A 13,858-nucleotide genomic window follows, 5' to 3' on the forward strand; every position below is an offset into this window, starting at 1 on the left:
TTCGCCTCCAATGTCCTTATTTTAGCAATTAATTTGTTTTAGGCACAGTCAAACGGACTCGAAACACACTTTTTTAGTCAAAAAGTATTGACAAGTAGAAGCAAAGCGAGTAGTATTCAAAAAAATAAGTGTCTTACAAAAGAGAAGTAACATAAATGAGCCTTTTCAGAGAGCTGATGGTGCTGTGAATCAGTAAGGATTATTATGCGAATGGACTTTTGGACGAAGTTTTGAAACCTAGTAGGAACTTCCGGGAACTCCCGATACAGAGTAAGGTCGTTGTTGGACGACTGAATGAGAAATGCCTTGTTTGGCATACCATTGAGGTGGCACCGTGGATTATCCGCCCTCAAGTCGAGTTTATTTCGACTTGGGGGTTTTTTGTGTTCTCAAAGGGTAGAGTTTTTAGAACCAATTAAAAACAAATCATAAACAAGAGAAGTAGCTAGGAAAGAGAAAATCACAGAAAGTTTCGGTTGATGAGAAGAAACATTTTCTCCCTAGTGAATGGACTTGTTGGAGCGTTCTTGAATCACAGTAGGGAACGACGGGAGCTCCCGTTACAGAGTACGATCGTTGTTGGACGATTAGAGTTGCTGTTTTGTACAGTAAAAAGAGGTGGTACCGTGCTATTTGCGCCCTCAAACCAAAGTTATTTGGTTTGGGGGCTTTTCTGCGTTTTTTGAGAAAATCTGACAAGTAAAGGAGATAAATGATGAAGAAAATAAAAGAGTTATCGGATAAGGATTTGAATCCAGTGACGATTTATTCACGTTTAAAGGGTCAAGGGACCTGTTTATTTGAGCGAAAATCTGACACGCAAGATTATGCCATTATCGCTTTCGATCCCGTCAGGCGTTTAACTTTTCAAAATGGTGAATTCCAAAATGGTGAAGACAGGTATCCCTGTACTGATCCGCTGAAGGAACTGGAAAAACACGTGTTGAAGGATGAGCCAAATCAGCCAGAGTTGCTTTTTCAAGGTGGTGCACTAGGCTATGTCGGCTATGATGTGGCAGCTTGTTATGAAAGCATCGGTGAGATTCCAAAGGATGAACTAAACGTTCCAGACCTGCAATTTTATCTCTATGAGTCGTATGTGATTTATGACAAGCAAAAAGCTAGCTGTACCTTGGTTGTCGGAAATACATACAGTAAAGATACGGAAGAGCAATTGGATAGACGGATGGCAGAATTAACGCGCAAGTTAGAAAAGGAAGTTGTTGTTCCAAAGCAGAAAATATCTCCGTTGAAGTTCAGAAGTAATTGTTCCCAACAAGAGTTTGAAGCAACGGTCAAACAGGCGAAGAAAAAGATTGTCGAAGGAGATTTGTTTCAAGTGGTTCCCTCGCAACGATTAACGGCCGATTTTCCAGTGGAGCCATTCAGTTACTATTGTCAGTTGCGAGCGTCGAATCCTTCCGCGTATCTATATTTTCTAGATTTTCCAGATGTTCAAGTTATCGGCAGCTCGCCAGAGAGCTTGGTAACCGTCGAAGGAGAACTGGTTACGACAAATCCTATTGCCGGAACGAGAAAACGTGGAGCGACTCAGCAGGAAGATGTAGCGCTAGCTGAAGAACTACAAAATGATCCGAAAGAGGTTGCGGAACATCGCATGTTAGTAGACCTTGGCCGCAACGATTTAGGCAAAGTTGCCGTGCGAGGGAGCGTAACAGTTCCGACCTATTTAACAATCGAACGTTATCGGTTTGTGATGCACCTTGTTTCAGTGGCGACGGGTAAATTAAAAACAGAGCACACGGCGATGGATGCACTAAAGGCGACTCTGCCCGCTGGAACTGTCAGCGGAGCCCCGAAAATTCGTGCGATGACTCGAATTTATCAGTGGGAGACAGTCAAGCGTTCGATTTACGCCGGAGCAGTAGGCTTTTTAGGGCATAATGATCAAGCAGATTTCGCCATCGCGATTCGCACGATGGTGGTCAAAGATAAAAAAGCCCATGTGCAGGCTGGAGCGGGCATTGTTTACGATTCAGACCCAACAAGTGAATACTTAGAAACGTTGCAAAAAGCGAAAGCATTAATGGAGGTAGGACAATGATTTTACTCGTCGATAACTATGATTCATTTACCTATAATCTGGTTCAGCTCTTACCAGAAAATCTCAGGATTTTAAGAAATGATGATCCAGAATTGTTTTCAGCAGCAGAGGAGGCCGAAGCGATTGTTCTTTCACCAGGACCGGGGCGACCAGCGGAGGCGGGAAACATCGAAATGCTGATCCGCCGCTTCTATCGCAGGAAGCCGATTTTGGGCATTTGCCTCGGGCATCAAGCGATCGGTGAAGTTTTCGGTGGGAGAATTATCCAAGCGCCGAAGATCATGCATGGGAAACAGTCCAGTCTTGAAGGTGCAAGCGAGCGGCAGGTCATGCGGTATCACTCACTGGTGGTTGATCCAGAGGGACTTCCGCAGGATCTGGAAGTGACTCATGAGACGGAGGGATGCATTATGGCGGTCCGACATAAGCGGTATCCCGTCTTTGGTTTACAATTTCATCCGGAATCCATCGGTACGGAAGACGGTGCCAGCTATCTCAATCAATTTTTACAGAAAGCAGGGATTTAAATGCAGGAATTATTTGAAAAAGTTTATCGTGGCAACGATTTGACAATTACGGAAATGCAGCAGGTAGGCAGGGCAATCTTTGATCAGCAATTAACCGACAGCCAAATCAGCGGGTTACTGGTAGGGCTAAAGGTCAAAGGTGTGGCTGCGGCGGAACTCACTGGGCTAGCGCAGGTGATGCAGGGAAAAGGGACACCGATGCTGGCGGCTCCAGCTGGCGTAATGGACAATTGCGGGACTGGTGGCGATCATTCGCAAAGCTTCAATATCAGTACAACCGCAGCCTTTGTTTTAGCGGGTGGCGGAATCCCGATGGCTAAACATGGTAACCGTAGTATCTCTAGTAAATCCGGCAGTGCCGATGTGCTGGAAGCGTTGGGTATTTCATTGACTGTTAGTCCAGGTAAGATTGACTACTTGCTGAAGGAAGCAGGCATCGCCTTTTTGTTCGCACCGACTTTGCATCCGGCAATGGGTGCGGTCATGAATATTCGTAAAGAATTAGCGACACCGACAATTTTTAATTTGTTAGGGCCAATTATTAATCCTTATCCTTTGGATCATCAATTAATGGGAACCTATGCAGGAGATTCATTAGTAGAAACCGCGAAAACACTAGGACAACTAGGCAGAAAACGAGCAATCGTTGTTCATGGCCATGGTGGAATGGATGAGGCGAATTTAGCGGGCACGACGCATTGCGCGTTGTATCAAGATGGTGCTGTGGAAGAATTTACCTTTGATCCAGAAGAGGTTGGCTTCAAAAGAGTGCCGTTAAGCGGAATTGTTGGCGGCTCTGCTGAACAAAATAAAGAGATTTTATTATCTGTTTTACAAGGTACGCCATCGGCCTATTATGAGACAGTATTGCTGAATGCTGGTTTAGGATTTTACGCTAGCGGACGAGTAAAAACACTCGCTGATGGGATCGTTGAAGCAGAACAGTCCATTCTTTCCGGCGCAGCCTATGATCGGTTGCAACAATTAATCGAAAAACAACAGGAGGTGGCTTAATTGGACTTTTTAACAACGATTTTACTTGAGAAAGAACGCGAGGTCGAAAATTTAACAGCGGTACAAGAGGTACCGGCGAAGCAACGTCCTTCTTTTTATCAAATGGTCAAAGAAAATCCAGAGAAAATGCATGTAATCGGAGAAATCAAGCGCGCCTCACCTTCAAAAGGAGCAATCAATGAAGGGGTGGATATCTTGAAGCAGGCACAGGAATACGAAAAAGCGGGTGTTAGTGCGATTTCCGTCCTGACCGATCCAGCTTTCTTTAAGGGAAGAATTAATGATCTGGCGGCAGTTTCTCAAATGGTTGAGGTTCCGCTTTTATGTAAGGATTTCATCATTGATGAACGGCAACTGGATCGAGCGAAAAAAGCCGGAGCCAGTATTGTTCTTTTGATTGTGGCGGCATTGTCAGCGAAAAGACTAGCCGAGCTGTATCAGGCGGCTGAAGCGCGAGGATTAGAGGTTCTTGTTGAGGTCCATGACGCCGAAGAGTTGACTCAGGCTCAGGCGATTGGCGCAAAAATTATTGGGGTCAATAATCGTAATTTGAAAACCTTCAATGTCTCTCTTCAAACGAGTGTCGCTTTGGCGCAGCCTGAAGGAGAAACAGTCTACATCAGCGAGTCTGGCTTTAAAACAGGCGAGGATGTATCGAAGGTGAAGGCAAACTTTCACGGTATCCTAGTAGGGGAAACATTAATGCGAGCACAGAGTCCTACAGAGAAGGTCCATGAACTGAAGGTGAAACGAGCATGACGCAAATCAAAATTTGCGGGCTGAAAAATTCCTCAGCAATTGAAGCGGCGGTAACAGCTGGGGCAGAGTATCTTGGCTTTGTCTTTGCAGAAAGTCCACGAAGAGTGAGGCCAGAAAAGGTCAGCGAGCTGACTAAGAATTTGCCAAAAGAAATTAAAAAGGTAGGGGTTTTCGTTTCACCGACACGAGAAGAGGTGGAGGAAATTATTGAGACTGCTGGACTGGATCTGATTCAAATTCATGGAAAAACCGAATTAACTGAGCTTTCCCGACCGATCATTCGAGCCTTCAGTATCAAGGATCAGGATTCCTTCTATTTTTACCAATACCCTCATCTTTTACTAGATGCACCACCAGCTAAGCTGATGGGTGGAAATGGGCAAACCTTTGATTGGCATTTGGTTGATCAGCGTCATCTTCCCAAAGAAAAGCTCTGGTTGGCCGGCGGATTGGATTCGGAAAATGTTGGTGAAGCGATCCGCTTTTTCAAGCCACAAGTCGTAGATGTTTCTAGTGGTGTGGAAACCGCTGGTGAAAAGGACTTGGCGAAAATTCAAGCCTTTTGTCAAGCGGTAAAAATAGCCGATGAACAGCAAAGAAAATGATATGAGAACATAAATTTAGCAGAATGATAAACAGAGAGAAAAACAGACTCATTTTTCAACAGAAAAATGAATCCCAAAATAAGAACGAGGATGTCAGTTCCACTTTTTCCAGTATGTATTGCTCGAAATCCAAAAAAGACCAAGAAATAGATAGAGTGAGAAACGTTTAGTGAAATGATATACGGAGAGAAAATCAAACTCATGTTTTACAAGAAAAATGAATACTATATTATGAACGAGGATGTCAGTTCCACTTTTTCCAGTATGTATTGCTCGAAATCCAAAAAAGACCAAGAAATAGATAGAGCGAGAAACGTTTAGTGGAATGATATACGGAGAGAAAATCAGACTCATTTTTTATAAGAAAAATGAATCCCAAAATAAGAACGAGGATGTCAGTTCCACTTTTCGCAGTATCTATTGTTCGAAATCCTAAAAATACCAAGAAATAGATAGAGCGAGAAACGTTTAGTGGAATGATATACGGAGAGAAAATCAAACTCATGTTTTACAAGAAAAATGAATACTATATTATGAACGAGGATGTCAGTTCCACTTTTTCCAGTATGTATTGCTCGAAATCCAAAAAAGACCAAGAAATAGATAGAGCGAGAAACGTTTAGTGGAATGATATACGTAGAGAAAATCAGACTCATTTTTTATAAGAAAAATGAATCCCAAAATAAGAACGAGGATGTCAGTTCCACTTTTCGCAGTATCTATTGTTCGAAATCCTAAAAATACCAAGAAATAGATAGAGCGAGAAACGTTTAGTGGAATGATATACGGAGAGAAAATCAGACTCATTTTTCAACAGAAAAATGAATCCCAAAATAAGAACAAGGAGTGATTCCATGTACCAACAACCAAATCAAGCAGGTTTTTACGGGGAATACGGCGGCAAGTTCGTACCCGAAACATTGATGTACGCGGTCCAAGAATTAGAAGAAATTTACGAGGCTTCAAAGGCAGACCCAGAATTTCAAGAAGAGCTGGATTATTATTTAAAACAATATGTTGGCAGAGAGAACCCATTGTATTTCGCGGAACGCTTAACTAATGACTTAGGCGGCGCCAAAATATACTTAAAAAGAGAAGACTTGAATCATACAGGAGCACATAAAATCAACAACGCTTTAGGGCAAGTGTTACTGGCGAAGAAGATGGGCAAGCGTAAGGTGGTCGCGGAAACGGGAGCCGGCCAGCATGGAGTAGCCACTGCGACTGCTGCCGCCCTTTTCGGTATGGAATGTACGATTTTTATGGGTGAGGTTGACGTGAAGCGACAAGCCTTGAATGTCTTTCGAATGGAGCTGTTAGGTGCGAAGGTGGAAAGCGTTACATCAGGTAGTAAGACACTTAAGGATGCAGTGAACGAGGCGTTGCGTTACTGGGTCGCAACCGTTGAGGATACCCATTATGTGATGGGTTCTGTTTTAGGACCTCATCCATTTCCTGAGATCGTTCGGGATTATCAAAGTGTGATTGGGATTGAGACTCGTAAGCAAATTTTGGAAGCAGAAGGACGTCTGCCTGATTTGGTGATGGCTTGTGTGGGTGGCGGAAGTAATGCGATGGGAATGTTTTATCCGTTTATAGAGGACAAAGAGGTTCGTTTGATAGGAGTTGAGGCTTCTGGTCACGGGTTAGATACCGAGGAGCATGCGGCTTCTATTAATAAGGGGAGTATCGGCATTTTACATGGAGCGAAGATGCACCTTTTACAGGACGATGATGGACAGGTACTAGAAGCCTTCTCAATCTCGGCTGGCTTGGATTATCCAGGGATCGGACCAGAGCATTCCTTCCTACATGATCTTGGTCGTGCGGAGTATGCCGCAATCAATGATGAGGAAGCCGTCGAAGCCTTTCACTATCTTTCACGCTTAGAAGGAATCATTCCAGCGTTAGAGAGTTCCCATGCACTAGCGCAAGTCATGAAAGTAGCACCGACGATGGATAAAGATCAGATTATTGTCATGAACCTTTCTGGCCGGGGCGATAAGGATGTTCAACAAATCAAAGAACGAATGGAGGCAGCAAAATGAAACCATTAACAGAAACATTAAAAAGCAGAGCGGAGACTGAAAAATTATTTGTGCCCTATATCATGGCTGGCGCACAAGGATTGGACAAATTAGAGGAAGAAATCGCGATGCTGGTGGAGCAGGGCGCGGCAGCGATTGAGTTAGGCGTTCCCTTCTCTGATCCGGTCGCTGACGGTCCGACGATTCAAGCGGCCGGATTACGAGCCTTCGCTCAGCAGGTGACACTAAAGAAATTAGTTGAGAAGCTGCAGGAAATTCGTTCGGGAGCACCGTTGATATTAATGGGCTACAGCAATTCCTTTTTCCATTATGGTATCAAGGAGTTGGTGGAGGATTTAGAGGAAACCGATATTCAAGGCTTTATTATTCCTGACCTGCCTTATGAGCATCGAGAATTGGTGACACCAGATTTAGGCGACATGGCATTGTTAACCTTGATTTCATTGACAAGTCCAGCAGAACGGATCGAGCAATTAGCCGCTGAAGCAGAAGGGTTCATTTATGCGGTAACGGTTAATGGAATTACCGGAACCGATCAACAGTTCAGGACCGATTTAATGGAACACTTAGCGAAAGTCAAAGCCGTCAGTGATATTCCGGTCTTAGCTGGCTTTGGTATTTCAACCAGTGAACAAGTGAAAAATTTTCAACAGGTCTGTGATGGGGTAGTCATCGGCTCGAAAATCGTTCGTTCCTTAGAAGAACAAGGGACAGAAAAAACGGGAGAATTATTGGCGGAAATCTTCCAATAGGATTTCGTTTGGTGTTTCATTTTTTTAGCGTTATACTTGAGGTACCATGAAAAGGGAGAGTGTTTCAAGTATGACAAAGAGAGTAAAAGGTTCATGTACCACCGTACTAGTCGGAAAGAAAGCATCGATTGATGGCTCAACTATTATTTCAAGGAACGATGATGGGCATGAAGCTCTAGACCCACAACGTTTTGTAGTCGTTCAACCAGAAGAACAGCCAAGACATTATCAAGCGGTAATCAGCGGGGTAAAGGTTGAACTACCTGACAATCCAATGCGCTATACCTCAATGCCAAATTCGATTTTAACGAATGGTATCTGGCCAGCAGCTGGTATCAATAGTGAAAATGTGGCGATGTCCGCAACCGAAACAATCACCACAAATCCGCGTATCCAAGGGCTTGATCCATATGTAGAAGGCGGCATCGGGGAAGAAGATATCGTCACTTTAGTATTGCCTTATATCCACAGTGCCAAAGAAGGAGTAGAACGTTTAGGTTCTTTATTGAAAGAATACGGTACCTATGAACCAAATGGGATTGCTTTTTCCGATCAAGACGAAGTATGGTGGCTAGAAACTATCGGCGGTCATCATTGGGCAGCGGTTCGCATTCCAGACGATGCTTACGTTGTTGCGCCAAACCGGATGAACATTGATGCTTTTGATTTCGACTCAGCAGACACGCTTTGTTCAGACGATTTAAAAGATTTGATTGAAGACAATCATTTGAATCCAGACTTTGAAGGCTACAATTTACGTCACATTTTTGGAAGTTCTTCTATTAAAGATACGGTTTATAATAATCCACGTGCCTGGTATGGACAAAAATACTTCACTCCAGAAGTAGAACAAGACCCAATGGATCAAGATCTGCCGTTTATCTGCCGGGCCAACCGCAAAATCTCGATTGAAGACGTGAAATTTGTCCTAAGTTCTCACTTTGAAAATACGAAATACGATCCTTACGGTGACGGTACAGAAGCAGAGAAGACCTTGATTCGTCCAATCGGGATCAATCGAAACCATAACGTTCACATTTTGCAAATTCGCAACAATGTCCCTGCAGAAATCGCTGGCGTTCATTGGTTAGCTTATGGCGCGAATACCTTTAACACAGTCGTACCATTCTACTCAAATGTGAACGATACGCCAGATTGCTATAAAAATGCGACAGGAACTTTTGATTTGAACAATATGTACTGGTTAAGCTGTGCTACAGCTTTACTTGGTGACACGGACTACAACTTCTATGTTGATTTCCGAAATACCTTCGAGCTAGAAGCAATGTCTGTTTATCGCGGAATCCAAAACGCTACAGATAAAGCAGTCGCAGATCAAACAGATGTACAGAAATTCTTGGAAGCAGCCAATGAAAAATTAGCGGATGAATCCTTGAAACGTCAAACCAAATTGTTTGGCGATATGGTCATTTCAGGATCAGAACATATGAAGCTACGCTACAATTTGAATGACTAATCCTGCTAGTAAGTAAAAGCCTTCGTTTTTGCGAAGGCTTTTTTTTGTCAATCTTTTTTTGCAAAAATCTAACATTGAGTGAAAAATGTCCCGTTATTTGGACAATTTTTATCAATAAAGAACCTGTCATTGACTTTATTTCTTTTGGAAGGGTATCGTTGAGATAAGAAAACGAGCAAAAGGAGGCAGTAGGATGCAGGAAATGAATTTGACGCTCCAAAAGGTATTTTCCCTTAAAAGAAAGACGATTGAAAAACGTTTATCGGCATATTATGAAAAAACTCATGATGAAAAAGCCACCGTTCAAATCCTAATCGCGCTTCAGGTACGGGATGAATTAGGTGAGGCTGATTTTTCATTTTTCTTGAAAGACTTAGTGCGCAATCTGTTTTTAAAAACCAAATCAACTCGTACTTTGCGACGATATTATCTATTTTTTAGGGAATATTTTACGGCAAAAGAATGGCGCTTGCTATCACTGCGCCTATTTCCAATTAAAACTTACATTGCCGAAAAGCTTGAGCAATTATATACGCAATTTATCAAAGCACCGTTGCAGGGATTGGTTGGTTCGTGAAGAGGAATGGCTGATAATTAAAAACAACTATTTTAACCCTGCAAATTCGTGATCGATAACAAATCTGTTGCAGCAATTTTCGAAAATTCAGAACGAATAATGTGCACATACTAGTAGTGTTTCGTTATTCTGAAAATTTTTCAAATAGAAGGCATATTGAAATAATTCTGATGGTTTTATTTTTGAGGAAGAATAAAGTTGGTCTTTCTATAAGTCGTCTCAAGTAAGATTTCTTCTCCCACCTGTTATACTGAAAAAGAAATAGAAAACGGATACGTAACAGGTTTTTCCAGAGAAAGAAAAAGGGAGAGAAGAAGCGATGAAAAAAGCAGTGTTGATTATCAATCCCAGTTCTGGGAATGAAGAGGCCAAGAATTATGAGACGCAGGCTCGAGAAAAATTAGCGCAATTCTTTGATGAGGTTGAGGTAAAGGAAACAGCAGAGGGGGGAGACGCCACTAAATTTGCGCGGAAGGCTGCTGAGGAGAAGGTCGATAGTGTTTTTGCGATGGGTGGAGATGGTACCGTCAATGAAGCCATCAGCGGACTTGCTGAACAGTCTTATCGTCCAACTTTTGGTTTCTTTCCATTAGGGACGGTTAATGATTTGGCGCGTTCTTTAAATATTTCGATGGACCCGCAGGAAGCGATCGAATCCTTTGATATCGAACAGAAGACCTCGTTAGATATTGGAAAGGTCAACGACGATTACTTTATGAATATCGTCTCTGTTGGCAGTATTCCCGAAGCCATCAGTGATGTAGATGTAGAAGAGAAGACAAAGTTCGGCAAGCTAGCCTATTTTGTGAATGGAGTAAAGGAAGTCTTCAATGATGAAAACTATCATTTTACCTTAGAAATTGATGGAGAGCGGACGGAGATCGAAAGCAGTGCTGTTGTCATCGTCTTAACAAGAACCATCGGCGGCTTTACGCATATTGTTCCCGAAGCGAAAAATAATGACGGCAACCTGTATCTCTTGTATTTGAAGGACCAGAGTATTACAGATCGCCTAAAAAGTGTTCCTGATATTATCAAGGGCGTAGATCAATCTACGGATACTATTGGCTACACGCCTTTTAAAGAGGGACGCTTAACTGTAAAGGAAGAGGCAGAATTACGTCCAAGTGTAGATGGAGACGAGGGACCAGAACTTCCTCTGACCATCAAAGTATTGCCGCAGCATCTTGACGTATATTGCGGCGGAGAATAATTGGAAAAAGCTTATTGGGCTAAACTCAATAGGCTTTTTTTATGTTTTGTTTTCAAATGAATCCGCTTGTCATTATTAATTTCTCGTGAATAATTCTGTGGATGTAGTTGGCTCTTGTGAGAATTTTATTATAGATGATAAGTAAGCCTTGTGCTTTTTTGCAAAATAGTTCATTTATTTGATCTAAAATAGTTATTTTCCTTTTTCCTCAAATTTCTTAAATGAAAAGTGCTTAAGCTGAACATTTGGCAATTTATGCCGTAAGGATTATAGTAAATACAGAAAGGGTTTATATTTTAGTTTTGTTATTCACAATTGTAGGGGAGGAATTAAAATGGATATAGTGACGTTGGCCCGTTTTCAGTTCGCCATGACAACGGTTTTTCACTTTTTCTTTGTGCCATTCTCCATTGGGATGGTTTTGGTTGTTGCCATTATGGAAACATTATTTGTTAAAACGAAAAATGAAAAATATCGTCAATTGGCGAAATTCTGGGGAAATATTTTTCTCTTGAGCTTTGCGGTGGGCGTCGTGACTGGGATCATTCAAGAATTTCAATTTGGAATGAACTGGTCAGATTATTCACGGTTCGTCGGAGATATTTTTGGCGCGCCATTAGCAGTAGAGGCTTTATTGGCCTTCTTTATGGAGTCTACGTTCTTAGGACTCTGGATGTTTACGTGGGATCGTGTGAAACCACGGACACATGTCATCTTTATTTGGTTAGTTACCATTGCTTCGATGTTATCAGCTTTCTGGATCTTAGCGGCGAATAGCTTCATGCAGCATCCAGTTGGCTATGCCCTTCGTAACGGTCGAGCAGAAATGACGGATTTTGGTGCGGTCATTGCCAATCCGAAAGTATGGTACGAATTTGGCCACGTAATCGCGGCGGCGATAACAATGGGTGGAATGATTGCGGCTGGTCTTGCGGCATTCCAATTGTTAAAACGTAAAGACAAAAAAATGCGTGAATTCTTCATGAAATCGATGCGCATTGGACTAGTTGTAACATTGTTCGGCTCAATCTTGGTTTTAGGTGCAGGTGATGCACAAATGAAAGCCTTGATCGAAGGTCAGCCAATGAAATTTGCGGCGATGGAAGGAACCTATGAGGACACAGGAGATCCGGCAGCCTGGACCTTGATTGCTTGGGCGAATGAACGAGAGCACAAGCAAGTCTTTGGTGTGCAAATTCCGTACATGCTAAGTATTCTTTCCTATAATAAACCTTCTGGTTCAGTAAAAGGGATGGATACCGTTAACAAGGAATTAGTCAAAAAATATGGGGATCGGAACTATTATCCACCAGTCAATGTCTTATTCTGGAACTTCCGAATCATGGCAGGCTTTGGCATGCTGATGCTGTTAGTAGCGATTCTTGGGTTGTTCTTTACGCGCAAGAAGAAGCCAATCCTCTATGAAAAGCGCTGGATGCTGTGGGTGATGGGACTTTGCACCTTCGCACCATTCTTAGCAAACACGGCTGGCTGGTTAGTCACTGAGCTAGGACGTTATCCGTGGACGGTTTATGGTTTATTTACGATAGAAGACAGTGTTTCGCCAAATGTTTCGGTTGCTTCATTGTTGACCTCAAACATTATTTACTTCCTATTGTTCTCTGGTTTGGCAGTAACGATGATTTATTTGGTCAAACGAGAATTGAATAAAGGGCCAGTCTTGGATGATGACAATCATTCTGGACAAGATTCGATGGATCCTTTTGATAAGGGGGCGTTCACTCATGAGTAGTTTACAATTATTATGGTTCTTATTGATCGGCATCCTGTTTTCCGGTTTCTTCTTTCTAGAAGGCTTCGACTTCGGTGTTGGGATGTCCGTGCAGACACTGGCTCATGATGAGCATGAAAAAGATCAGATTGTTCAAACGATCGGACCCGTTTGGGACGGAAATGAAGTTTGGCTCTTAACTGCTGGGGGAGCGATGTTCGCATCCTTTCCTTACTGGTATGCTTCATTGTTCAGCGGGTACTATTTGATTCTGTTTATCATTTTATTTGGCTTGATCATTCGCGGCGTATCCTTTGAATTCCGCAGCCACATGCCGAAAGAACGCAAACAGCTATGGAACTGGACCTTGAGCATCGGAAGCTTTTTGGTTCCCTTCTTCTTCGGAATTCTATTCATCAGTATGATTCAAGGGATGCCATTAGATGCGGATCACAATATGATGGCGACCTTTACTGATTACATCAACTTGTATTCTGTTGTTGGTGGAGTCGCATTAACCTTGCTTTGCTATTTACATGGGTTAAATTATATTGCGTTGCGGACAGAAGGCCCTGTTCGTTATCGGGCGAAAAACTATGCGCAGGTATTATACGGCGTCTTGTACGTCGGTTTAGTGGTATTCGCTGTGTTAATGTACTTTAAAACAGATTTCTTCCAAAATAATTTCGCGGTTACCTTGATCTTATTGGCAGTGATTGTTTTACTTACAGTGATTGCGAATGTTTCAGTCTTCAGAAATAGGGAAATGCTGGCATTTATCGCTAGCGGTCTAACGATGATTGCTTTAGTGGCATTGTTGTTCAGCGGTTTGTTCCCACGAGTATTGATCAGCTCTATTCCAGGGAATGACCTATTGATTCAAAATGCTTCATCAAGTCCTTATACCCTGAAGATTATGTCTTATATTTCATTAACGATTTTACCTTTCGTACTGGCTTACACTGCTTGGACATACTATATTTTCCGTAAACGGATTAAACATCCCCATGAGATTACCAATTCAGCTCTTCGCAGCGAAGAAAATGGGGCGTATTAGGTAGATCGTTTGCTGATCAATGATCAAACTCA

12 protein-coding genes and 2 other annotated features are annotated in these 13,858 nt (G+C 42.5%); all 12 genes read left to right on the forward strand.

The window, feature by feature from the left end; all coding sequences use genetic code 11:
* Positions 1-124 precede the first annotated feature (124 nt).
* Positions 125-354, forward strand: a binding site (T-box leader).
* Between the two features lie 66 nt (positions 355-420).
* Positions 421-646, forward strand: a binding site (T-box leader).
* A gap of 69 nt (positions 647-715) precedes the next feature.
* The 12 genes from trpE (at position 716) to cydB (ending at position 13,826) form a co-directional block, all read left to right on the forward strand.
* Positions 716-2,065, forward strand: coding sequence for an anthranilate synthase component I (gene trpE, locus IGI50_RS17795; protein ID WP_438777962.1), 1,350 nt, complete (start codon positions 716-718; stop codon positions 2,063-2,065).
* The gene (locus IGI50_RS17800; protein ID WP_438777963.1) at positions 2,062-2,592 is read left to right on the forward strand and encodes an anthranilate synthase component II; all 531 of its coding nucleotides are present in this window, start codon (positions 2,062-2,064) and stop codon (positions 2,590-2,592) included. Before trpE ends, IGI50_RS17800 begins: the two co-directional genes overlap by 4 nt.
* Complete coding sequence (gene trpD / locus IGI50_RS17805) at positions 2,593-3,606, forward strand: anthranilate phosphoribosyltransferase (RefSeq protein ID WP_438777964.1); 1,014 nt, start codon at positions 2,593-2,595, stop codon at positions 3,604-3,606.
* A complete protein-coding gene (trpC, locus tag IGI50_RS17810) occupies positions 3,607-4,365 on the forward strand; it encodes an indole-3-glycerol phosphate synthase TrpC (RefSeq protein ID WP_438777965.1) in 759 nt (252 codons plus the stop codon).
* Entirely contained in the window at positions 4,362-4,970 is a 609-nt protein-coding gene (locus IGI50_RS17815) for a phosphoribosylanthranilate isomerase (RefSeq protein ID WP_218257612.1), read from the forward strand. The genes trpC and IGI50_RS17815 overlap by 4 nt, the downstream gene beginning before the upstream one ends.
* A gap of 854 nt (positions 4,971-5,824) precedes the next feature.
* Positions 5,825-7,018: a tryptophan synthase subunit beta gene (gene trpB, locus IGI50_RS17820; protein ID WP_438777966.1), complete on the forward strand. Its 1,194-nt coding sequence runs from the start codon at positions 5,825-5,827 to the stop codon at positions 7,016-7,018.
* Positions 7,015-7,770 carry a tryptophan synthase subunit alpha gene (trpA, locus tag IGI50_RS17825; RefSeq protein ID WP_438777967.1) on the forward strand — a complete coding sequence of 252 codons (756 nt, stop codon included), beginning with the start codon at positions 7,015-7,017 and terminating at the stop codon, positions 7,768-7,770. Before trpB ends, trpA begins: the two co-directional genes overlap by 4 nt.
* Before the next feature lie 70 nt (positions 7,771-7,840).
* Positions 7,841-9,247: a C69 family dipeptidase gene (locus IGI50_RS17830; protein ID WP_438777968.1), complete on the forward strand. Its 1,407-nt coding sequence runs from the start codon at positions 7,841-7,843 to the stop codon at positions 9,245-9,247.
* Positions 9,248-9,440: 193 nt separating this feature from the next.
* Positions 9,441-9,824, forward strand: a complete 384-nt coding sequence (locus IGI50_RS17835) for a hypothetical protein (protein WP_438777969.1) — start codon at positions 9,441-9,443, stop codon at positions 9,822-9,824.
* Between the two features lie 319 nt (positions 9,825-10,143).
* Positions 10,144-11,037 (forward strand): diacylglycerol/lipid kinase family protein, encoded by an 894-nt coding sequence (locus IGI50_RS17840; RefSeq protein ID WP_218257617.1) that lies wholly within the window; start codon positions 10,144-10,146, stop codon positions 11,035-11,037.
* Positions 11,038-11,371: 334 nt separating this feature from the next.
* The gene (locus IGI50_RS17845; protein ID WP_218257618.1) at positions 11,372-12,790 is read left to right on the forward strand and encodes a cytochrome ubiquinol oxidase subunit I; all 1,419 of its coding nucleotides are present in this window, start codon (positions 11,372-11,374) and stop codon (positions 12,788-12,790) included.
* The gene (cydB, locus tag IGI50_RS17850) at positions 12,783-13,826 is read left to right on the forward strand and encodes a cytochrome d ubiquinol oxidase subunit II (protein ID WP_438777970.1); all 1,044 of its coding nucleotides are present in this window, start codon (positions 12,783-12,785) and stop codon (positions 13,824-13,826) included. Before IGI50_RS17845 ends, cydB begins: the two co-directional genes overlap by 8 nt.
* Positions 13,827-13,858 lie beyond the last annotated feature (32 nt).

The organism is Enterococcus sp. DIV0170, from assembly GCF_051710765.1.
Lineage (GTDB): Bacteria > Bacillota > Bacilli > Lactobacillales > Enterococcaceae > Enterococcus_A > Enterococcus_A raffinosus.

Coding starts and splice junctions, on each gene's coding strand:
- trpE (WP_438777962.1), top strand. CDS start 716: ATGAAGAAAATAAAAGAGTTATCGGATAAGGATTTGAATCCAGTGACG.
- IGI50_RS17800 (WP_438777963.1), top strand. CDS start 2,062: ATGATTTTACTCGTCGATAACTATGATTCATTTACCTATAATCTGGTT.
- trpD (WP_438777964.1), top strand. CDS start 2,593: ATGCAGGAATTATTTGAAAAAGTTTATCGTGGCAACGATTTGACAATT.
- IGI50_RS17815 (WP_218257612.1), top strand. CDS start 4,362: ATGACGCAAATCAAAATTTGCGGGCTGAAAAATTCCTCAGCAATTGAA.
- trpB (WP_438777966.1), top strand. CDS start 5,825: ATGTACCAACAACCAAATCAAGCAGGTTTTTACGGGGAATACGGCGGC.
- trpA (WP_438777967.1), top strand. CDS start 7,015: ATGAAACCATTAACAGAAACATTAAAAAGCAGAGCGGAGACTGAAAAA.
- IGI50_RS17830 (WP_438777968.1), top strand. CDS start 7,841: ATGACAAAGAGAGTAAAAGGTTCATGTACCACCGTACTAGTCGGAAAG.
- IGI50_RS17835 (WP_438777969.1), top strand. CDS start 9,441: ATGCAGGAAATGAATTTGACGCTCCAAAAGGTATTTTCCCTTAAAAGA.
- IGI50_RS17840 (WP_218257617.1), top strand. CDS start 10,144: ATGAAAAAAGCAGTGTTGATTATCAATCCCAGTTCTGGGAATGAAGAG.
- IGI50_RS17845 (WP_218257618.1), top strand. CDS start 11,372: ATGGATATAGTGACGTTGGCCCGTTTTCAGTTCGCCATGACAACGGTT.
- cydB (WP_438777970.1), top strand. CDS start 12,783: ATGAGTAGTTTACAATTATTATGGTTCTTATTGATCGGCATCCTGTTT.